This window comes from Alishewanella sp. BS5-314, from assembly GCF_025377695.1.
GTDB classification, from domain to species: Bacteria; Pseudomonadota; Gammaproteobacteria; order Enterobacterales; family Alteromonadaceae; genus Alishewanella; species Alishewanella aestuarii.
Map to the genome: position 1 here is coordinate 1493898 of NZ_JACEHJ010000002.1, position 20523 is coordinate 1514420.

Consider the following 20523-nt stretch of genomic DNA (forward strand, 5'->3'; position numbering starts at 1 on the left):
AAATCTTACCGGTAAGCCTCCGGGCTTGGGCATGAACACATCAGGTTGCGGTCGCCGTAGACGTCATCGATACGGGTAACCGTTGGCCAGAACTTGTTTTCTGCCACAAACTGCGCCGGGAAGGCGGCGTAGGTGCGCTCGTAGGCGCGATCCCAGCTTGGGTCCAGAATGTCGGCCATGGTGTGGGGGGCGTAAGCCAGTGGGTTGTTATCCACAGTCCACTCGCCCGCTTCTACCTTGGCAATTTCGGCTCTGATGGTCGTCATCGCTTCGATAAACTTATCCAGCTCGGCTTTGCTTTCTGATTCGGTTGGTTCAATCATCAGCGTGCCGGCTACCGGGAAGCTCATGGTTGGTGAGTGGTAACCAAAGTCCATTAAGCGCTTGGCGATATCCATCTCGGTAATACCGCTGGCTTCTTTTAATGGCCGAATGTCGATAATACATTCGTGCGCCACGCGGCCATGGGTACCGACATACAGCACCGGGAAGTGCGGGTTCAGTTTTTTAGCAACGTAGTTAGCGTTCAGGATCGCGAATTCAGTGGCTTGTTTTAAGCCTTCGCTACCCATCATCGCGATATACATCCAGCTGATTGGCAGAATGCCGGCGCTACCAAAAGGTGCTGCCGATACTGCACCATTGCTGGCGCCGGTGCCGTCGATTTTTACGACCGCATGGTTAGGTAAAAACGGCGCTAAATGGCTCTTCACGCCGATTGGGCCCATACCCGGGCCACCACCGCCGTGCGGGATACAGAAGGTTTTGTGCAGGTTTAAGTGCGATACGTCTGAGCCGATAAAGCCTGGCGAGGTTAAACCCACCTGAGCGTTCATATTGGCGCCGTCCATATACACCTGGCCGCCGTAGGAGTGGATCACCTCACACAGCTCGGCGATGGTTTCTTCAAATACACCGTGCGTAGACGGGTAAGTTACCATAATGGCCGCTAAGCGATCGCCGACTTCGGCTGCTTTGGCTTTTAAGTCGGCCATATCGATATTGCCTGACTTATCGCAGTCTACCAGCACAACTTCGTAGTTGGTCATGGCCGCAGTAGCCGGGTTAGTACCGTGCGCCGATACCGGAATTAAACAGATATTACGATGGCCTTCGCCACGGCTTTCGTGGTACTTACGAATGGCCACCATACCGGCGTACTCGCCCTGAGCGCCTGAGTTTGGCTGCATCGAGATAGTGTCGTAGCCCGTGATATTGACCAGCCAGTCGCCCAGCTCGTTGATCATCTGGTAGTAACCTTCGGCCTGATCGCGTGGCACGAACGGGTGCAGAGACGCGAACTCTGGCCAGGTGATCGGGATCATCTCAGCGGTGGCGTTCAGTTTCATCGTGCATGAACCTAACGAAATCATCGAGTGGTTCAGCGCTAAGTCTTTGTTTTCCAGCTTTTTGATATAACGCAGCATCTCAGTTTCGCTGTGATACTGGTTAAATACCGGGTGGCTTAATACGGCAGAGGTGCGTACTAAGTCGGCCGGGATAGAGGCTGAGCCATTAGCAACAATCTGTGCATCTAAGGCATTTACGTCTACGCCATGGCCGGCGCCTAATACGATATCAAACAGCTGTGCGATATCCGCAGCCTGAGTGGCTTCGCTAAAGCTTACCGCCAGGCTATCGGCCACGTCCGTACGCAGGTTAACACCTGCTGCTAAGGCGCGGGCAACAACAGCAGCGCGATCGGCAACTTTAAAGGTAACGGTATCAAACCAGTGGCTATTGACCAGGGCAACGCCTTTGACTTTTAAGCCAGCAGCGAAGATATCGGCGCTGCGGTGAATGCGCTCGGCGATATCTTTTAAGCCTTGCGGGCCATGGTACACGGCATAGAAGGAGGCGATATTGGCCAGTAATACCTGGGCAGTACAGATGTTGGAGTTCGCTTTTTCGCGGCGGATATGCTGCTCGCGGGTTTGCATTGCCATACGCAGTGCCTGATTGCCACGGCGATCTTTCGACACACCGATAATGCGGCCTGGCATAGAGCGCTTATAGGCATCGCGGGTCGCGAAGAAGGCAGCGTGTGGGCCACCAAAGGCCATTGGCACACCAAAGCGCTGCATAGAGCCTAATACGACATCGGCACCCAGCTCGCCCGGTGCTTTTAACAGCATTAACGCCATTGGGTCTGTTGCTACTGCAACAATGGCTTTTTTCGCCTGCAGCGCGGCAATTAAGGCGCTGTCGTTACGGATATCACCGTTAGTGGTTGGGTACTGTAACAAGGCACCGAATACGTCCTGCTCAGCGGCTTCGCTGGCTTTACCCACCACAATATCAAAACCAAACATTTCGGCGCGGGTTTTTACCACGTCGATGGTTTGTGGGTGCACGTCGTCGGCAATAAAGTACAGGTTAGACTTGCTCTTAGTCACGCGCTTGGCCAGGGCCATGGCTTCGGCAGCAGCGGTCGCTTCGTCCAGCAGCGAGGCGCTGGCCAGTTCCATACCAGTTAAGTCTAAAGATAACTGTTGGAAGTTTAACAGCGACTCTAAACGGCCCTGGGCAATTTCCGGCTGGTATGGCGTGTAGGCGGTGTACCAGCCCGGGTTTTCCAGCACGTTACGTAAAATAACATGCGGGGTCAGTGTTGGGTGGTAACCCATACCAATGTAAGACTTATACATTTTATTTTTTGACGCAGCAGCCTTTAAATACGCCAGGGCGTCTACTTCAGTGCGGCTGTCGCCAATGGCCAAAGGTTTTGGCAAGCGAATGCTCTGCGGCACGGTTTGCGCAATCAGCTGCTCGATGCTGTCTACGCCAAGTTCCTGCAGCATAGCCGCAGTTTCGGCAGCATCCGGGCCAATATGGCGCTGGATAAATTCGTCGTGTTTCGCAAGTTGCGTCAGGGTTTTCACAGCGGTATGGGTCATGCTCATTATCCTGGTAGTGCTTTCTAACATAAAGCCCCGTTATCTACGGGGCTTTAGGGTGGCAGGATCTGCCGTAATATTAAGCTTCGTCAATCGCGCTCTGATAACCGGCGGCGTCTAACAGGGCGCCGAGCTCAGCTTCGTCTGCGATTTTAATCTTAAACATCCAGCCATCTTCGTACGGGCTGCTGTTTACCAGCTCTGGCGAGTCACTCAGGGCATCGTTTACGGCAACAATTTCACCTGAAACCGGCGCATAAATATCTGACGCCGCTTTTACTGATTCTGCAACGGCGCAATCATCGCCCTGGCCTACCGTTTCGCCCACTTCCGGTAATTCTACGAATACCATATCACCCAGTAATTCCTGAGCGTGCTCAGTGATACCTACGGTGTAGATGCCATCGCCTTCAGCGCGCAGCCATTCGTGGCTGGATGCGTATTTTAAGTTTGCAGGAATGTTGCTCATTGTAAGTTCCTTAGCTGTGTGTTCTTGCCACCTGCCGCCCTGTTAGCACAGGCACGGCCAGGTGAAGCCTCTCTGGTCTTTCCGGCAGCAGGCCGGCATCGTTATTGTATTATTTTTGGCCAGCTATAAAGCTTAGACCAGTTTTTTACCCATGCGCACAAAGGCCGGTTTTACTACTTTTACCGGCACCAGTTTACCGCGAATATCCACTTCTGCGGTATCGCCGGTCGCGGCAGGTACCCGCGCCATCGCAATACTAAAGCCCAGCGTCGGCGAGAAAGTACCAGAGGTAATTTCACCTTCACCGGCAGCAGTAATCACTTTCTGACCATGGCGCAATACCCCTTTTTGCTCCATCACCAAACCCACCAGCTTAGCGGTGCCGGCGGCTTTGGCCTGCTTCAGCGCGGTGCGGCCGATAAAGTTACGATCGCCAGGCTCCCAGGCAATGGTCCAGCCCATATTGGCGGCCAGTGGTGATACCGTTTCGTCCATATCCTGACCGTACAGGTTCATACCGGCTTCTAAGCGCAGGGTGTCGCGGGCGCCTAAACCACAGGGTTTGACGCCGGCAGTTACCAGCTGTTGCCAGAAGTCTGCCGCCTGCTCGTTTGGCAGCGCAATTTCGTAACCGTCTTCACCGGTGTAACCGGTGGTAGCGATAAATAAGTTACCCGCCTGCACGCCAAAAAATGGCTTCATGCCGGCGACGGCCGCTTGCTGCTCAGCCGTTAATAAGGTTGCCACCTTGGCTTTGGCATTCGGGCCCTGCACGGCAATCATCGCAAATTCCGGACGCTCGGTTACCGTAACATTAAAGGCTTTGGCTTCAGCGTTGATATGGGCTAAGTCTTTTTCGCGGGTGGCAGAGTTCACTACTAAGCGGAAGAAATCTTCTTGTAGGAAGTACACGATTAAATCGTCAATTACGCCGCCGGTGCTGTTTAACATGCCGCTGTACAGGGCTTTGCCGGGGGTGGTGAGTTTGGCAACGTCGTTGGCTAATAAATAACGCAGGAAGTTACGGGTATTGGCACCGGTTAAATCAACAATGGTCATATGCGACACATCGAACATGCCGGCATCCTGACGGACGGCGTGGTGTTCTTCAATCTGAGAGCCGTAGTTAATTGGCATTTCCCAGCCGAAGAAATCGACCATTTTCGCACCAGCAGCCAGATGGCTGGCGTGTAACGCGGTTTTTTGAGCCATTATTTTTTCCTGTTTATTATGCGGGCCGGCAGCTTAATATTGAGCTTGGCAAATAAACCTTTGTTATCAGCCTATTACGCAATATTGCTATCAGTCTGACTAAAAAATACTGCTCGATTATACCCGATACCCCCGCCAGCAAACAGCCCAATTTGGATTACTTTTTGTAATGCGACAGCCGGGGTTACCAAAAAAACTAAGGCAAATTTATGACAGCAAAATATGGTTCAGTGCCCGTAACCGGATTAATCACGCCAAGACGCCGTAAATACATCCCTGTAGGCTTCATTCAGGCATCCATGCCTTCAAGACTTGGCTTAGACTAATCCGGTTAAGAGCTCTCAATTTGGTTTGGCTAAAGCCGGTAAATCACCGCTATTACCCAGCGCCTGCGCCATCAGCTGCTGTTTAACAAAAGGCAGTTTATCGGCCAGCAGCAAACCTGCGCCGCGCAAAAATTTTAATGCCGGCTGCTCATTACTAAAACCACGTTTGAAAGCTTCCATCGCCGCGATCATGCTTTGCGCTTCGGCCTTACGCCAACGCTGATACGCCTGTAACACGCGGGGGGCAAATAGCGGCTTGCCCGCCTGCTGTTGTTTGCCTAACAATTCGGCCAAGGCAGTCACATCCATTAAACCCAGGTTCATGCCCTGCCCGGCCAACGGATGAATACTATGTGCTGCATCGGCCACCAGCACCACACGGCCACGCACCCAATCACTGGCATAACGCATCCTTAGCGGATGCACACTGCGCGCTGTTGTCAGCGTTAAACAACCCAAGACACTTTGGCTGGCAGCGGTCAGGGCGCGCGCAAAGGCAGCATCATCCAGCGCCATCAGTTCGCTGGCACGGCTGGTTTCGGCACTCCAGACAATAGAACAATGCTTAGGATCCGGCAGCGGCAGCAGCGCCAGCGGCCCGGTCGGTAAAAACACCTGCCGCGCCGTCGCCTGATGTGGTTCATCGCAGTGGATCACCGCCACTATCGCATCCTGCTGATAGTCCCAGTGCGTCAGGGGTAACTGTAACTGCTGGCGCACGTATGAATTTACGCCATCGGCGCCAACCAGTAATTCGCTGAGTAAGATCTCGCCACTGCTCAGTTGCAGCAGCACCTCTCGTTCAGATTGCACTAACTGCTGAATTTGGGCAGCGAAATAACAGTGGATCGCCGGCTGTTGCTGTACTTTTTGATACAGCTGCTGGCGAATCGCTTCGTTATCGCAGATCCAGCCTAAATCGGCCGGCTGTGGTGGCTCGGCGGCAAAATGAATGCGGCCAAAGCTGTCGGCATCCCACACCTGCATGTGCTGATAAGCAGCGGCCTGCGCGGCTATGCCATCCCACACGCCTAAATGGGCAAGCACCCGTTGTGAGGCCGGATTAAGGGCGCTTACGCGCAAATAGGCAGGGGTTGCCGGCAGTGGCTCGGCGCCCTTTTCCACCAGCGCCACCTTTAAGCCCAGCTCTGCCAATAACAGCGCCAGGGTTAAGCCGGCACTACCGGCGCCAACGATGGTGACATCAAGATTTTGCATAACGAGTTCCATAACCCATAGTTTGCCGCGCGAGTGGCGTCTTAAGCGGATCGCACAGCAGCATCGCCGTCAGGCCAAGATTACGCGCCAGCGCCACCAGGCGTGAACGGTTAGAAAAGGTGCGCACTAAGGCGTCGGTCAGCCAAATCACCTGCTGCATATCGGCCTGGCGTTGCTGCTGATAGGCACGCAGCAGCGCATAGCCACCGGCATCGGCTAAACCTTGTTCTGCCAGCAGCTGGCTTAAACAGGCAATATCTCGCAGTGCCAGATTAAAGCCCTGGCCGGCAATAGGGTGCAGGTTATGTAAGCTGTTACCTAACAGTGCGGTGCGGTGATTCACCACCTGTTGGCTTTGCTTTAACACCAGCGGGTAAGCGGCACGGCTGCCCACCGCCGAAAAGACGCCGGCCCGATAACCAAAAGCCTGTTGAATTTGCGCTAAAAATTCGTTGTCACTGAGTGCCAGTAACAGCGGCACCTGCTCCGGCGGCACCGTCCAGACCAGCGAATAGCGGTTTTGGGTCAGCGGTAGTAAGGCAATAGGGCCATGCTCGGTAAAGCGCTCGAACGCCTTATACTGATGCGCACTGCTAAGCGCCAGATTAGCGATAATGGCCGCTTGCGGATAAGGCTGCTCTGTTAAACTAAAACCGGCCAGCTGCCGGGTATTGGAAGCACCGCCCTCGGCGATCACCAGTAAGCGGGTACTCACACTCTTGCCGTCATCTAAGGTTAGCTGTTGCCAAGCTTGCTGTTTGTCGATGGCGGCGATGCTGCGCGGCTGTAGCCGGCTTAAGTTAGGATGCTCGGCTAACGCCTGATATAGCGCGGCACCAATATGCTCGACTTCAATCACCTGCCCCAGGGCGGGCAAACGGTATTCGTCAGCGCTAAGCCAGGTTTTGCCAAAATGGCCACGATCAGATACCGCTATGGTTTTGATTGGGCAGGCCTGCTGGGCCAATTGCGGCCAGAGTTGCCAGCGTTGTAATAATTCGACACTGGCCGCCGCCAGCGCAATACTGCGGCTATCAAAACTGGCTTTGGATACCGGTGTTTCAGCCTGCTCGATAATCGCGACCTTTAATACCGGCGCCTGACGCAATAATGCCAGCGCCAGCATCGAGCCGGCCATGCCACCGCCGGCAATCACCAGATCAAAATCGACTGTGGTAGTGCTTGTTGCTTGCACGGCTTACCTTATTTGTTGTGTATTTGTGCTGTTACTGATTACTGTCAGAGCGCCAGGCTAACGATTGGCCATCAGAGCTTCCACTTCCGCCAGGGCTTTGACACAGCCAGCAGTCAGGTTGTCATGGCCATCCGCGGTCACCAGAATATTATCTTCGATCCGGATTGCCAGGCCCCACCATTTTTCGGCCGCCTCGCTACCCGGTGCGATATACAGGCCGGGTTCAATCGTCAGCACCATGCCGGGTTGAAACGGCCGATCGTCACCAGCGACCTTATAGGCGCCGACATCATGTACGTCCAGCCCCAGCCAATGGCCTATACCATGCATAAAATACTGCTTACAGGCTTTACTGGTTATGAGCTCGGTCAAATCACCGTGCAAAATACCTAATTCCAGCAACCCTTTGGTCAGCACCTGCTCGGCAATGGCATTTAACTGGGCAAAGGTGCAACCGGGTTTAACGGCTTCGATGCAAGCCAGCTGCGCATCCAGTACCAGCTGATACAGTGCCGCCTGCTCTGGGGTAAAACGGCCATTTACCGGGAAGGTGCGGCTAATATCAGCGGCATAGCCCTGTAACTCGCAGCCGGCATCAATTAATACCAGCTCGCCGTCAGTCAGCTGGCTGCTATTTTCGGTGTAGTGCAAAATACAGCCATTCTCACCACTGCCGACTATGGTGTTATAGGCCGCGAAACGGGCACCATGCAGCGCAAATTCATGCAGGATCTCGGCTTCTAACTGATATTCCCAGCCGCCGGCATGGCAAAAGCGCATGGCGCGATGATGGGCCTGAGTGCTGATTTGGCCGGCGCGGCGCATTAGCATAATTTCATCGGCACTTTTAATCAGCCGTTGTTCGCTGCTATAAGGCCGCAGATCAATCAGCGCCACCGGCGCCTGCTCACCGCGTTTTTCACGCTGTCTGAGCCCCTGCATAATGGTCAGCACTTCCTGCTGTAATGCCGGTTCATCACCTAAATTCAGATACACCGCCTGCATGCCATTTAATGCTTGCTGCAAGCTGGCGCTACGCTCACTCAGACTGATGGCATTTAGGCCCAGGGTCGTCAGTGCCGCAGCGGGCCCAAGCCGGCGGCCCTGCCACATTTCGGCAAAGGGATCTTTGTCGCGACACAGCAACAAGCTGCGACACTCGCCCGCAGAGGTTTTAGTTAAAATCAGTAAGGCATCAGGCTCGTTAAAGCCGGTGTAATACCAAAAGTCACTGTGCTGCCGAAACGGATATTCGGTATCGCGGCTGCGGGTTTGCTCGGCGGCCGCACTCAGTAATACCACAGAGCGCTCTGGCAGTTGCGCCAGCAGTTGCTGACGCCGCTGCTGATAGACTTCGATTTGCATCAGCTTAAGAACTCTGTTCGCTGGATGGTAAATCCTTACCATCTAATAAAATTTTGTTGTTACGCCATTGCACACTGTATTGGCCAAGCTTTCGTTTCTTGTCCAATGCATTCTTTACCGCCTGACGCAGAGAATCGTGCGTTGTTGTGGTAAGTACTTCGACGTGTTGCTCAGTTTTCATTTGACGATTCCTCTAACAGCAATTTGAACAAGGTTTGATCATGCACTGTTCGACTACTTTGCGACTGCTCGAAAATTAATATCGGCTCATCACTCGCATTTAAGTAGCACTGGCAATGATCAACCAGAGGTGCGAAATGATTAAGCAAATTCGACAAACTTCTCGGAAAGCGACGTCTTACATCCTGGGTTGGAATATTATGCCCGCCATGTGCAACACGTTCCGCCACCCTTAGCAGAGAAACGTCAACACTAGGTAAAGCTAGATAAATCAATTCAACACGCCAACCTTTTGCTTGTAAGTTCTTCACCAGTTTTAAGTACGTTTTGCCAGCTAACGTGGTTTCAAATGCGAAGGACTCTGACGCCTGAATACGTTTTTCAAGCTCCGATAAGAAAATGCGACTCGCATTCATCAGCTCAATTTCAGGATTCAGCGGTGAAAGACCAGCGGCGATCAAATCAGCATTTATAAAATGATGACAGCGAACAACATTTGGCAAAAACTCTAGCGCAAAAGTCGTTTTTCCTGCACCATTCGGGCCAGCAATGATCCAGCAAGTTGGCATCTAATCTCTTTCCTCGGATACAGGTAGTAACTTGCCCAATTTTAGTACACGAGCTTTCAGTGTAGTGTTTTATTTAACGGGCCCTTTACCGCCGGCCGCTGTCCGACTTCGTTGTAGCAGCTAAACACCATCAGCCGGATATGTTCCAGTACCAGGAAATAGGCTTCCTCGTTTTCTTCGGCGCTGGCATCGTCCTGCGTACTAAGGTCAACCTTAGTCACTTCGCTAAGCTGATTCACGGCTTCGCGGACTTCTTCGCTTAATAACGATAAATCGGTTTGTTGTACCGAGAAACCGACTAAAAAAGCTTGCGCCCACTCCACCATCGCCTCCAGCCGTTCGATCAGTGCATCATCGTCATGCGGCAGCAACAGCGCGAAATCATATTCAGCAGCACTCAGGCTTTGAGCGGTATTGCTGATCAGCTGCTGCACGTCGGTTTTTAGCGCCTGAGGCAGGGCCTGACCGTCATTTAAAAAGTCGTGCAGCACCGGCAAAAACTCGCTGGCATCGGCTGGCATACCGCCACACAGCAGGCCACTGATTAAACCGTGCAATTCTGCGGCCGAAGCCATCACATAGGCTGCATCCAGGGCTGCGCTCCAGCGCTCATAGCTTTGTACCAGTGATAATGGCATACAGTGCCCCTTATTTACTTATATCTGCTTATGCTACCACTGCTACAGAGCCACGCCAACCTGTGCCTAAACAAGCAGCAGTTGGCCGCTTTTTGCCGGGCTTTGTTTCTCATCGCGATAAAAGCGGTGTTATACTGAGGGCGTTCTCTGGGTTGTTCGTGTTTTGTCGATGTCCCTGAGCCGATAATTGTTTTATTAAGGGATGTTTCTGCGTCGCTTTTGTGCAGGCCCGGCTAGTACCGGGAAGCCTACGGTGGCCATTGGCGTTCCGCCTTGAACCTTGGGTTCAAGGGCTGATACAGGGCACGGCAACTTCGGAGAACACTTCTGCACTCTCTCTTCTTCCTGACAGCAAGGATTCTGCATTGCTAAATCGGGCACAACTACGAACTGAAATCCGTAACCGGCGGCAACAGCTAAGCGATCAGGCGCAGCAGGACGCTGCTATCGGATTAGTGCGGCAACTGCTACCCTGTGCTGAGGTATTGGCGGCGCAACATATCGCGCTCTATCTGAGTAATGACAGCGAGATTGATACCACGGCGTTAATCCAGGCCTTATGGCAGGCCGGCAAAACCCTGTACCTACCTATTTTGCACCCGTTTTGTGCCGGCTATCTGATTTTTCAGCATTATCAGCCGACTACGCCATTAGTACCCAATCGCTTTGGTATTCCGGAGCCGAAACTGAACTGTGCTGAACTACTGCCGGTGCAGCAGCTGGATCTGATTTTTACCCCTTTAGTCGCGTTCGATAGCCTTGGGCAACGCCTTGGCATGGGTGGTGGCTTTTATGATCGTACCCTGTCGCAGTTAGCCGCCAATCATCATTGCCGGCTAATCGGTTTGGCGCATGATTGCCAACAAGTGCCGCAGTTACCCGTCGAGCCCTGGGACCAGCCTCTGCATGCGGTAGCAACCGGCAGCCGGCTGCTGCGTTTTAGCCGCTAGTTTTTGCCGAAAATTATCCACGCTAACTAACACTGTCTTTTTTTCTGGCAGCCGATATACTATCCATCTTTATGGCTAAACGCATAAAGCGAACCCTCCATGACGCAAGATGAAATGAAACGCAACGCGGCCCGCGCCGCCGTGGCCTATATCGAGCCACAGACCATTGTCGGTGTCGGCACCGGCTCGACCGTAAACCACTTTATTGACGCCCTGGCCGAGATCAAAGATCAAATCGCCGGCGCCGTTTCCAGCTCTGAACAATCTACCGCCCGCTTAAAGGCACTGGGAATTCCGGTGCTGGATTTAAACAGCATCAGCGGCTTTGGCGTCTATGTTGATGGCGCCGACGAAATTAACGCCGCCAAGCAGATGATTAAAGGTGGTGGTGCCGCCTTAACCCGCGAAAAAATTGTCGCCGCCGTCGCCAAAACCTTTATCTGTATTGTCGATAGTACCAAGCAGGTTGAGGTATTAGGCAAGTTCCCACTGCCGGTTGAAGTGATCCCGATGGCCAGCAGCTATGTCAGCCGCGAACTGGCAAAACTGGGTGGTAAACCGGTAGTACGCGAAGGCGTGGTCACCGATAACGGTAATCTGATTATTGATGTGCACGGTTTACATATCAGCGAGCCGTTAGCGCTGGAGCAGCAGATTAATAATATCGTCGGTGTTGTTACCAATGGCATCTTTGCCGCTCGCGCCGCCGATCTGGTCTTGGTGGGTAGTGCTGAGGGTACTCAGGTACTGCGCTAACACTAAGCAAAGCTTTTGATAGAACTGTTTTTATAACAATAGCCCCGCTTAAGGGGCAGTGAAGACAACCGGGCAGCATTTATATTAAGCACAAGAGAAGTGACCATGGAAAAATTTTCGCTGGCAAAAGACAAAATTAAGATCCTGCTGCTGGAAGGCCTGCACCAGAGTGCCGTACAAACCTTTAAAGATCACGGCTACAGCAATATCGAGTATCTGAAAACCTCGCTGCCGGAAGACGAGTTGATTGAGCGGATTAGAGATGCCCACTTTATCGGCATTCGCTCGCGCACCCAGCTTACCGATAAGGTGTTAGAGGCAGCATCCAAGCTGGTGGCGATCGGCTGCTTCTGTATCGGTACCAATCAGGTGGATCTGGACGCGGCGTTAAGACGCGCCATCCCGGTGTTTAATGCGCCCTTTTCTAATACCCGCTCGGTGGCTGAACTGGTGCTGGGACAAATTATTATGTTACTGCGCGGTATTCCGCAGCGTAATGCCGCGGCTCATCGTGGCGAGTGGTTAAAAACCGCCGATAACTCCTTTGAAGCGCGCGGTAAAACGCTCGGCATTATCGGCTATGGCCATATCGGTACTCAGCTTGGCATTATGGCTGAGAATATCGGTATGCGGGTGCAGTTTTACGATATCGAAAACAAGCTGGTGCTGGGCAATGCGGTACAGGTAGATTTAGGCAGCTTACTGAAAACTTCCGATGTGATCAGCCTGCATGTGCCGGAAACGCCACAAACCAAAAATATGATTGGCGAAGCCGAACTGGAGCTGATGAAGCACGGTGCTATCCTGATCAATGCCTCGCGTGGCACTGTGGTTGATATCGATGCTCTGACCAGCGCGTTACAAAGCAAAAAGCTGGCCGGCGCCGCCATCGATGTATTCCCGGTAGAGCCTAAAGGCAACGACGAAGAATTTATCTCGCCACTGCGCCAGTTCGATAATGTAATTTTAACGCCGCATATCGGTGGCTCGACTCAGGAAGCGCAGGAGAATATCGGCTTTGAAGTCGCCGGTAAGCTGGTGAAATACAGTGATAATGGCTCTACGCTGTCGGCGGTGAATTTCCCGGAAGTGTCGCTGCCTGAGCATAAAGGCCGCTCACGCCTGCTGCATATCCATAAAAACCAACCGGGTATGCTGACCAAGATCAACGAAGCCTTTGCCCGGCATAATATCAATATCTCCGGCCAGTACCTGCAAACTGTGCAGGAAATTGGTTATGTGGTGATTGATATTGACTCGGCCGATCACGAACTGGCACTGAATGAGTTAAAAGCCATTCCGGGTACCTTAAGAGCGCGGGTACTACACTAAGGTTTTACTTAGTCGCGCAACATAACAAAGGGGGCCAAGGCCCCCTGTGTTATTAGTGCGGTCAATAATGGAGTACCTTAGGTCCCAATCATACCACCGTCATCTTTGGTAATAATCACTGTCGCTGAACGCGGCCGGCTATTGCCACCGTCCGGCCAGTTACTGGTAAAGTTCGTTACGCTGGAACGATCGCCCGGATGCTGGATATTCACAAACATAGTGCGCTGATCCGGCGTCATAATCACCCCTGTCACTTCACAGTCAGTTGGCCCCACCAGGAAACGCTTGATCTGCCGGCTCACCGGATCGGCAACCAGCATGGCATTGTTACCATAAGGGCCGCTGCTTTGCTGGGAGCCACTCATATCCGTTTGGATCCACAGTAAGCCATTATCATCAAACCACAGACCATCGGGGCTGGCGTGGTGGTTATCCGCCGTTAACACCAGGTTGGTTCCCGGTGTAGCGGTACCAACGTCACCGGCGAGCAGGAAGATATCCCAGTTAAACTGGCTTGAGGCCAGGGTGCCGCGCTCTCTCCAGCGGATAATATGGCCAGTGGCATTGTTGGCGCGCGGGTTAGCCGCATCAACCTGCGCCGCAGTACGGTTAGTATTGTTAGTCAGGGTAAAATACACTTCCGAGGTTTCCGGATGCACTGCGCCCCACTCTGGCCGATCCATCTTGGTCGCACCGGCGATATCGGCGGCCAGGCGGGTATTAAGCAACACATCGGCCTGATCGCTAAAGCTTACGCCGGCCAGAGCGGCCTTGGCAGCAAACTCGGGATTATTAATATCCAGCGCCAGCCAGTCACCAGAGCCATCGGCGTTAAAACGGGCGACATACAGGGTACCGTCATTCAGCAGATGCCCGCCGGCAGTATTACGGAAGTACGGCTGTTTCGATACATACTTGTAAATATATTCATCCCGCGCATCATCGCCGGAATAGGCCACTAACGGCTCACCTTCGGTTACCTTGGCAAAGACGATACCTTCGTGGGCAAAGCGGCCCAGGGCGGTGCGCTTTTGCGGCACACTGTCCGGATTAAAGGGGTCGATTTCAACGATCCAGCCAAAGGTATTGGGTTCGTTCCGGTAATCCTCAGCGGCACTGGCTGCTAATGTCGATGCATTAAAACGCTGGTAGCGATCCGCAGCTGGCGTAGCCGTTTCCCAGAAATAGCGGCCGTTACTGCTACCAACGCCATAGCGGCGGTGCTCACGAACCTGGGGAGTATCGCTATTCATAAAGTAGCCCGCCCAGTTTTCCTCCGCCGTCAGGTAGGTGCCCCAGGGCGTGTAACCATGAGCACAGTTATTTAAGGTACCACGGGTACGGCTGCCATCCGGACTGTATTTGGTCACCACCTTGGCATGGCCTCGTACCGGGCCTGCCAGCTCCATAGGTGTTTCACCGGTAATGCGGCGGTTAAAGGGGCTGTTACTGACGACCCGCCAGTCACCATTGGCCGCTTTTTCAATATGCACCACACTGACACCATGCGCCGCCAGCTCTTTAGCCACCTGTTCGGCCGGGCGTGGTAATACCGGTCCTTGCGGATGCAGTACATTCGGCTCGACATATTCATGGTTCATCACCAGCAAGCCTTCGCTGGAGCTATTACCACCGCTGCGCACATCAATCGGGAAAAAATGCATGCCATCATGGTTCATGCCCATTTGCATCGCCTGCTCGGCGGCCGTGTTGCTGGCATCCGCCAGAAAGGCCGGATAGGTGCCGGTGATAGGAGTACCCCAGGCCAGAAAAGGTTTAGCACTATAGCCCGCCGGCACAGTAATGCCATCAAGGCGGTTAGCCGCAATAGCAGCAAAACCCAAAAAAGCCGGTGCCGGGATCACACTAACCGGTGGCAAAGGCTCAGCGGTATCGCTGCTATTACAGCCGGTTAGGCCAACGCCCATAATACCGGACACGGCTGCTGCCAAACTGCCTTTTAAAAAGCTGCGCCGCGCCATCCGTTGCTCTAATACCTCGCCAAAGCTCGGATTAGCAGACGTATTGGAGATGGGCTCCAGGCCGGAGTTATCTATTTGAACAGGGAGATTAGGTTGTGTCATGGTCAGGGTTCCTGCGTGATTTATCATATTGGCGCAGAAATTGGAACACGACCATGTGAAAGCCAAATGACACCCAGGTGGCTTTTTGGTTAAAGATTGATTACAAACAACTGCTTAGAATTGATACACCAACGAGGCCGAGGTTTCGGTATCAGTAGTCTGTAAATTGCCCTCGGGCTGCGAGTTGTGACTCACCGAAAAACTTAAACGCATTGCCAGACGGCCATTAATTTGCGCGGTCAGTGAGCTGCGGCTGGTATAAGCCGAGTTTTCGCCATCGACCGACACATTGCCTTCGAACGTTTGACGAAAACGGCTGCCTTTGTAAATTTCCTGCTCAAAGTTGAGTGCCAAAAACCAGATCAAACCCTTAGAGGTGTTGCCGGAAGCACCCTCGCGATACGCAAAACCCGGGCCGGTTTCCAGATCCAGATAATTGGCCTGCTTTTGATATACCCGGTTGGCATAACCTGTTGCCAGCGAGCCGACCTGCCGAAACGAGCCGAACATATCGTAGGCATAGGCTCCGCGGCCAAAGAACGAGGTAGAACCGCTTAAAAACTTATAGTTACTCTGGCCCGACAACGCATAGCGTTTTACTGTGGCTTCGGTGCGCACTTCACCGGTTTCACTGTTGGTAAACTGATTCTTTTGGATCCGGCCCTGCACGTTATAGCGGTTCCGGAAAAAATCATTTTCATGCACCAGTTCAGTGTTAACCCGCCAGCCGCGCGCATCGGTGTTGCCATCGATAAACAAAAAGCCCAGCTCAATATCGCCGGTAAGGGTGCCCAGTAACCCCAGGTTCTGCAATTCAGGCACCAGAGGCTCGGCTTCTTCCGGCGCTTCATCGGCACTAACGTGAAACGCCAGCAAGGCTACGACTAACAATAAAAAAACAGGCATGTTTAATCTAATATTCAGTTTTTTTTAATCTACAAGCTAAGCGAACTAAAAACGCCTGAACTCGCAGGCGTTATCAAATCTTCAAGTAACAGCTCAGGCCAGGCCTGAGCTGTGGCATCAGACAGCGTGCTGCTTAATAAAGCTCAGCGCCTGTTCGATGCGGGCCAGGCTGCGCGCCTGACCAATCAGTTGTAACGTCAGATCCAGTGCCGGTGAATTACCGCCACCGGTTACTGCCACCCGTAGCGGCATCCCCACCTTACCCATACCCAGCGCCAGTTCGGCGGCGGTATCGGTAATTTGCTGATGGATCAGCGCTGGCTGCCAGTCGGTCAACTTAGCCAGTTTGGCATGTAACAATGCCAAAGGTTCCGCCGCTGCCGCAGTTAAATGTTTCTTGGCGGCCGCTTCGTCAAAGCTGCTAAAGTCTTCATAGAAATAGCGGCTGACTTCCACCATTTCTTTTAAGGTTTTAACCCGCTCGGCCTGCACCTGCACCAGCTGCGTTAAACTTGGCCCGGTGCTGATATCCAGTTTTTGCTCGGCAACATGCCAGGCTAAATGGCTGGCGACCTCTTCCGCCGGCAGGGTTTTCATATAATGTTGATTTAACCAGATCAGCTTGTCGGTATTAAAGGCCGATGGGGCACGATTACAAGCCGACAGGTCGAACAGCTGTACCAGCTCGTCCAGACTAAAAATTTCCTGATCGCCATGCGACCAACCCAGCCGAACTAAATAGTTGATCAGTGCCTGCGGTAAAAAGCCGTTATCGCGATACTGCATAACGCCGACCGCGCCGTGACGTTTTGATAACCGCTTGCCATCGTCGCCCAGAATCATCGGTACGTGCGCGTATTTTGGGATCTCAGCGCCCAGCGCCGCCAGAATATTCATCTGCCGCGGGGTGTTATTAACATGGTCGTCACCCCGGATCACATGGGTAATGCCCATTTTCCAGTCATCGACGACCACAGTCAGGTTATAGGTTGGGGTGCCGTCACTGCGGGCAATTACCAGATCGTCCAGCTCAGCATTGGCAATTTCAATGCGGCCTTTAATCATATCGTCAATCACGACCACGCCATCCAGCGGGTTTTTAAAGCGAATGACATAAGGCTTATCGGCCGGATGATCAGTGCGATCGCGCCACATACCATTGTATTTTGGCTTTTCACCGGCGGCCATTTGCGCTTCGCGCATCGCGTCCAGCTCTTCTACCGTGCAGAAGCACTTGTAGGCTTTGCCTTCTTCCAACAGCTGCGCCACCACTTCTTTATACAGGTCAAAACGTTTGGTTTGATAGTACGGGCCTTCGTCGTGCTCCAGTCCCAGCCACTGCATACCTTCTAAAATGGCGTCTACCGATTCCTGGGTTGAGCGTTCCAGATCGGTATCTTCGATACGCAGAATAAATTTACCGCCATTTTTTCTGGCATACAGCCAGCTGTATAAAGCAGTACGGGCGCCACCTACGTGTAAATAGCCGGTTGGGCTGGGTGCAAAACGGGTCACTAATGACATAATCTTTCCAATTCAGACAGGCAAAAAGCTAAGAGGCCGGTATTGTAACAATCCACGCCGGCGGATGCACCCGAGGTGTAGTGGCAAAAGCTGGTTTTTTTCACTATGCTGTTTACTTTTGCGGCATACAGCGTGCTTTGCCCGAAAATAAAGTTGACAGCTAAATCACGCTCCCTATAATGTGCGCCATCGCAGCGTGGATTGTTAGCTCAGCTGGGAGAGCACCGCCCTTACAAGGCGGGGGTCACTGGTTCGAACCCAGTACAATCCACCAATATTCTATACCGCGATACTCCCATGGATTGTTAGCTCAGCTGGGAGAGCACCGCCCTTACAAGGCGGGGGTCACTGGTTCGAACCCAGTACAATCCACCAAAGCTCCTATTTACGATACTCCCATGGATTGTTAGCTCAGCTGGGAGAGCACCGCCCTTACAAGGCGGGGGTCACTGGTTCGAACCCAGTACAATCCACCAAAACTCTTAAGCAAAAATTCCAATAGATTGTTATCCCAACCGGGAGAGCACCACCCGCTTTTTACAAAAACACGGTTGCCACTGGTTCGAACCCAGTAAAATCCCACCAAACCCCAACACTTAGCGTCCAGACCAGTGCAGCGCCCTTAGCTGGGTAGTAATTTTCTTCACCGGCTTCAAGGATCACATCCCTGTGCCCTTTCAGCCTCCGCAGCATCCCTGCTGCTGTTACAAAAATTCTACCGCAGCTAAGGGCTTAAAGAGCATCGGTTAGGCATCACGACAATATACTTTTGGCGGCACGATCGTGAACGAGGCGGTAAATGCAGAGTACACTTTTCTGGGGACGTCTTTCGCATGGATGCGAAAGGGGAGCCCCCAGGGATGGGTTCACGGCGTGCCCCAGGAAAGTTGTACGGCGCGTTTAGCCGCCGGATGCACTGAGCCAGAACCTGCGTAACGATGAGCATCAGTAGCGTTGAGATTGGAGCAGCGCCCTTAGCTGGCTAGCAATTTTCTCCACCGGCTTCAAGGATCACATCCCTGTGCCCTTTCAGCCTCCGCAGCATCCCTGCTGCTGTTACGAAAATTCTACCGCAGCTAAGAGCTTAACTAATATCGGTGAGGCATCACGGAAAATATCCTTCTGGCCGCAAGATCTTGAACAAAGTGGTAAATGCAGAGTACCGATTTAGTGCGCAATCGCCTATTTATTGATCCTGCCCGGTTAACTCAAGGCAAAAAGTTGCTATAGTAGCTTTAGACGAAGTTCTCGGATCCAGCCTGTAATGGAAAATGCACCCAAGCGGGACGAACGCATCCTGATTATTGATGAGCAACCCCTGTCACAAAGCTACCTGCGCTACACGCTGGAGCAGCTGGGTTATCAGAATATTACCATTGCCGAACGGCCACAGCAGGCGCTGGCACTGTGCCGTAACAACCTGTTCGATCTTATTATCTGCTCGTATAACCAGGCCGATGGCAAAGACGGCTTTCAGCTGTTTGCCGAATTAAAATTCAGTGGCCTGCAAAAGCACAGCAGTGCCGTGATCTTTATCAGCGCCGAGACCGATCCGAACCTGGTACACAGTGTTATTGAATTACAGCCGGACGAGTTTCTGGCCAAACCCTTTGTAATTAAAGACTTACAGCTACGTATTGAACGGGTGCTAAAACGTAAACAACAACTGCGCCCGTTGTATCAGTTGCTGGATGCGCAGCATTACCAGGCAGCGCTGAATTATATCGACGAGCAACTTGCTGATGCCAATCAACGTAAATGGTTTCCGCTGCTGTTAAAGCTGAAAGGCGACATTCTGCTGGCACAGCAAGAATTTACCGATGCCGAACACTTCTTTCTCGCCATGCTGAGTATTCAGCCCTTTAGCTGGGCCAAGATGGGTCTGGTACGGTGTTATGTCGCCAAAGGTCAGGAACAGCAGGCGTTTAACTTACTGGAAGAGTTGTTACTGCGCAGCGAAAGCCGGCTGTTTGCGCTCGACTTATTGGCGGAACTGGAATTTAAACAACAGCATTACCAGCAAGCCCAACAGCATTTGATTGATGCCGCCGAGCTGGCGCCGCGAAATTTACTGCGCCAGCAGAAATTACTGCAGTTATCCCGCCTGAATCATGATTACGAAACTCAGTATCAGGCGGCACGGGATATGGTGAAATATGCCCGTTACTCGGCTTTTGAACAGCCGGATCTGTATTTGAATCTGGCGCGGGCCAGTATTGATTTTGCGCTGGCCACTGAAGATGAAGAGCAGCACAGCCGCTTAAACCGGCAGGTAAATCTGAGCTTACAGGCGTTACAAAAGCAGTTTGCCAAGCAGGATTTGTGGGAGCAACATCAGGTAGTACAGGCCCGTTTACTGTACTTACAAGACCACAAAGATAAAGCCAAGGCGCTGCTACGCGATCTGAAAACCGATCAGCCGATCACCTCGCTGGAAGATGCCTTGGATAAGGCCAAGGCGCTGCATGAAGTGGGGCTTACCGACGCGGCCGAACAACTGTTTAGCCAAATCAGTCAGCACTGTAAACAGCAACAACCCGATCCGCTGCTGGGCGCCTATCTGCAACAGGAAGTCACCGAGCGCCGGCAAATGCAACAAGGCCCGCGCGAGCTTAACAACAGTGCTGTACAGCTTTATCAACGCGGACATTGGGAGCAGGCGTTTGAAGCCTTCGCTCTGGCACACAAGGTGATGCCGAAGAATGCCGGTATTGCACTCAACTTACTGCAAACCCTGCTAACCAGCCCAAGACCTCTGTGCGCACCAGACCTGCGCTATCGTTTGCTGCAACAATGTGAGCTGGTTGTCGCCGGCGCCAGCCTTAAACCCGAGCAGCAGCGTCGTTATGAACAGCTAAAAAGCAAGCAACAGCCGTTATCGATGAATGCCTGAGCCGCAGTA

16 protein-coding genes, 3 tRNA genes and 1 other RNA gene are annotated in these 20523 nt (G+C 52.7%); 8 read left to right on the top strand and 12 right to left on the bottom strand.

What is annotated here, in order from left to right; translation table 11 throughout:
- Positions 1–5 precede the first annotated feature (5 nt).
- The 9 genes from gcvP to H1D31_RS11380 form a co-directional block, all read right to left on the bottom strand.
- Positions 6–2897, bottom strand: a complete 2892-nt coding sequence (gcvP, locus tag H1D31_RS11340; RefSeq protein WP_261258663.1) for an aminomethyl-transferring glycine dehydrogenase — start codon at positions 2895–2897, stop codon at positions 6–8.
- A 79-nt stretch (positions 2898–2976) separates the two neighbouring features.
- Positions 2977–3366 (bottom strand): glycine cleavage system protein GcvH, encoded by a 390-nt coding sequence (gene gcvH / locus H1D31_RS11345; protein ID WP_008951563.1) that lies wholly within the window; start codon positions 3364–3366, stop codon positions 2977–2979.
- 132 nt (positions 3367–3498) lie between these two features.
- Entirely contained in the window at positions 3499–4578 is a 1080-nt protein-coding gene (gene gcvT, locus H1D31_RS11350; protein ID WP_261258667.1) for a glycine cleavage system aminomethyltransferase GcvT, read from the bottom strand.
- 341 nt (positions 4579–4919) lie between these two features.
- Positions 4920–6122, bottom strand: coding sequence for an FAD-dependent oxidoreductase (locus tag H1D31_RS11355; protein WP_261258668.1), 1203 nt, complete (start codon positions 6120–6122; stop codon positions 4920–4922).
- Positions 6109–7317, bottom strand: coding sequence for a 2-octaprenyl-6-methoxyphenyl hydroxylase (ubiH, locus tag H1D31_RS11360; protein ID WP_261258670.1), 1209 nt, complete (start codon positions 7315–7317; stop codon positions 6109–6111). Before ubiH ends, H1D31_RS11355 begins: the two co-directional genes overlap by 14 nt.
- Before the next feature lie 57 nt (positions 7318–7374).
- Entirely contained in the window at positions 7375–8682 is a 1308-nt protein-coding gene (gene pepP, locus H1D31_RS11365) for a Xaa-Pro aminopeptidase (RefSeq protein WP_261258673.1), read from the bottom strand.
- Positions 8683–8686: 4 nt separating this feature from the next.
- Entirely contained in the window at positions 8687–8863 is a 177-nt protein-coding gene (locus H1D31_RS11370; RefSeq protein WP_008951558.1) for a hypothetical protein, read from the bottom strand.
- Positions 8853–9431, bottom strand: coding sequence for a hypothetical protein (locus tag H1D31_RS11375; protein WP_261258676.1), 579 nt, complete (start codon positions 9429–9431; stop codon positions 8853–8855). The genes H1D31_RS11370 and H1D31_RS11375 overlap by 11 nt, the downstream gene beginning before the upstream one ends.
- Before the next feature lie 56 nt (positions 9432–9487).
- Positions 9488–10069, bottom strand: a complete 582-nt coding sequence (locus H1D31_RS11380) for a UPF0149 family protein (RefSeq protein WP_261258678.1) — start codon at positions 10067–10069, stop codon at positions 9488–9490.
- A gap of 141 nt (positions 10070–10210) precedes the next feature.
- On the opposite strand from H1D31_RS11380, the gene ssrS reads away from it, so the two are divergent.
- From ssrS to serA, 4 genes are all read left to right on the top strand, one after another.
- Positions 10211–10394, top strand: a non-coding RNA gene (gene ssrS / locus H1D31_RS11385) — 6S RNA.
- A 40-nt stretch (positions 10395–10434) separates the two neighbouring features.
- Positions 10435–11019: a 5-formyltetrahydrofolate cyclo-ligase gene (locus tag H1D31_RS11390; protein WP_261258680.1), complete on the top strand. Its 585-nt coding sequence runs from the start codon at positions 10435–10437 to the stop codon at positions 11017–11019.
- A 99-nt stretch (positions 11020–11118) separates the two neighbouring features.
- A complete protein-coding gene (gene rpiA, locus H1D31_RS11395; RefSeq protein WP_008951555.1) occupies positions 11119–11775 on the top strand; it encodes a ribose-5-phosphate isomerase RpiA in 657 nt (218 codons plus the stop codon).
- A gap of 105 nt (positions 11776–11880) precedes the next feature.
- A complete protein-coding gene (serA, locus tag H1D31_RS11400) occupies positions 11881–13107 on the top strand; it encodes a phosphoglycerate dehydrogenase (RefSeq protein WP_261258683.1) in 1227 nt (408 codons plus the stop codon).
- A 77-nt stretch (positions 13108–13184) separates the two neighbouring features.
- Here the strand turns inward: serA and H1D31_RS11405 are convergent, their stop codons facing one another.
- The 3 genes from H1D31_RS11405 to gltX all read right to left on the bottom strand — a co-directional run bounded on the left by H1D31_RS11405 (position 13185) and on the right by gltX (position 17621).
- Complete coding sequence (locus tag H1D31_RS11405) at positions 13185–15191, bottom strand: PhoX family protein (protein ID WP_261258685.1); 2007 nt, start codon at positions 15189–15191, stop codon at positions 13185–13187.
- A 114-nt stretch (positions 15192–15305) separates the two neighbouring features.
- On the bottom strand, positions 15306–16097 hold the full coding sequence (locus tag H1D31_RS11410; RefSeq protein ID WP_261258687.1) for a YdiY family protein: 792 nt from the start codon (positions 16095–16097) through the stop codon (positions 15306–15308).
- A 117-nt stretch (positions 16098–16214) separates the two neighbouring features.
- Complete coding sequence (gene gltX, locus H1D31_RS11415) at positions 16215–17621, bottom strand: glutamate--tRNA ligase (RefSeq protein ID WP_261258689.1); 1407 nt, start codon at positions 17619–17621, stop codon at positions 16215–16217.
- 198 nt (positions 17622–17819) lie between these two features.
- Here gltX and H1D31_RS11420 point away from each other — a divergent pair.
- The 4 genes from H1D31_RS11420 to H1D31_RS11435 all read left to right on the top strand — a co-directional run bounded on the left by H1D31_RS11420 (position 17820) and on the right by H1D31_RS11435 (position 20514).
- Positions 17820–17895 (top strand) — tRNA-Val (locus H1D31_RS11420).
- A 25-nt stretch (positions 17896–17920) separates the two neighbouring features.
- Positions 17921–17996: transfer RNA gene (locus H1D31_RS11425), tRNA-Val, on the top strand.
- 25 nt (positions 17997–18021) lie between these two features.
- Positions 18022–18097 (top strand) — tRNA-Val (locus H1D31_RS11430).
- A gap of 788 nt (positions 18098–18885) precedes the next feature.
- Positions 18886–20514: a tetratricopeptide repeat-containing response regulator gene (locus H1D31_RS11435; protein WP_261258691.1), complete on the top strand. Its 1629-nt coding sequence runs from the start codon at positions 18886–18888 to the stop codon at positions 20512–20514.
- The last annotated feature ends 9 nt before the right edge of the window (positions 20515–20523 follow it).

Bases quoted from the DNA above. Each gene is read 5' to 3' on its own strand.
- serA (WP_261258683.1), top strand. From the start codon at position 11,881: ATGGAAAAATTTTCGCTGGCAAAAGACAAAATTAAGATCCTGCTGCTG.
- gcvT (WP_261258667.1), bottom strand. From the start codon at position 4,578: ATGGCTCAAAAAACCGCGTTACACGCCAGCCATCTGGCTGCTGGTGCG.
- H1D31_RS11355 (WP_261258668.1), bottom strand. From the start codon at position 6,122: ATGCAAAATCTTGATGTCACCATCGTTGGCGCCGGTAGTGCCGGCTTA.
- gcvP (WP_261258663.1), bottom strand. From the start codon at position 2,897: ATGACCCATACCGCTGTGAAAACCCTGACGCAACTTGCGAAACACGAC.
- pepP (WP_261258673.1), bottom strand. From the start codon at position 8,682: ATGCAAATCGAAGTCTATCAGCAGCGGCGTCAGCAACTGCTGGCGCAA.
- H1D31_RS11370 (WP_008951558.1), bottom strand. From the start codon at position 8,863: ATGAAAACTGAGCAACACGTCGAAGTACTTACCACAACAACGCACGAT.
- gcvH (WP_008951563.1), bottom strand. From the start codon at position 3,366: ATGAGCAACATTCCTGCAAACTTAAAATACGCATCCAGCCACGAATGG.
- H1D31_RS11410 (WP_261258687.1), bottom strand. From the start codon at position 16,097: ATGCCTGTTTTTTTATTGTTAGTCGTAGCCTTGCTGGCGTTTCACGTT.
- H1D31_RS11380 (WP_261258678.1), bottom strand. From the start codon at position 10,069: ATGCCATTATCACTGGTACAAAGCTATGAGCGCTGGAGCGCAGCCCTG.
- H1D31_RS11405 (WP_261258685.1), bottom strand. From the start codon at position 15,191: ATGACACAACCTAATCTCCCTGTTCAAATAGATAACTCCGGCCTGGAG.
- gltX (WP_261258689.1), bottom strand. From the start codon at position 17,621: ATGTCATTAGTGACCCGTTTTGCACCCAGCCCAACCGGCTATTTACAC.
- H1D31_RS11435 (WP_261258691.1), top strand. From the start codon at position 18,886: ATGGAAAATGCACCCAAGCGGGACGAACGCATCCTGATTATTGATGAG.
- H1D31_RS11375 (WP_261258676.1), bottom strand. From the start codon at position 9,431: ATGCCAACTTGCTGGATCATTGCTGGCCCGAATGGTGCAGGAAAAACG.
- rpiA (WP_008951555.1), top strand. From the start codon at position 11,119: ATGACGCAAGATGAAATGAAACGCAACGCGGCCCGCGCCGCCGTGGCC.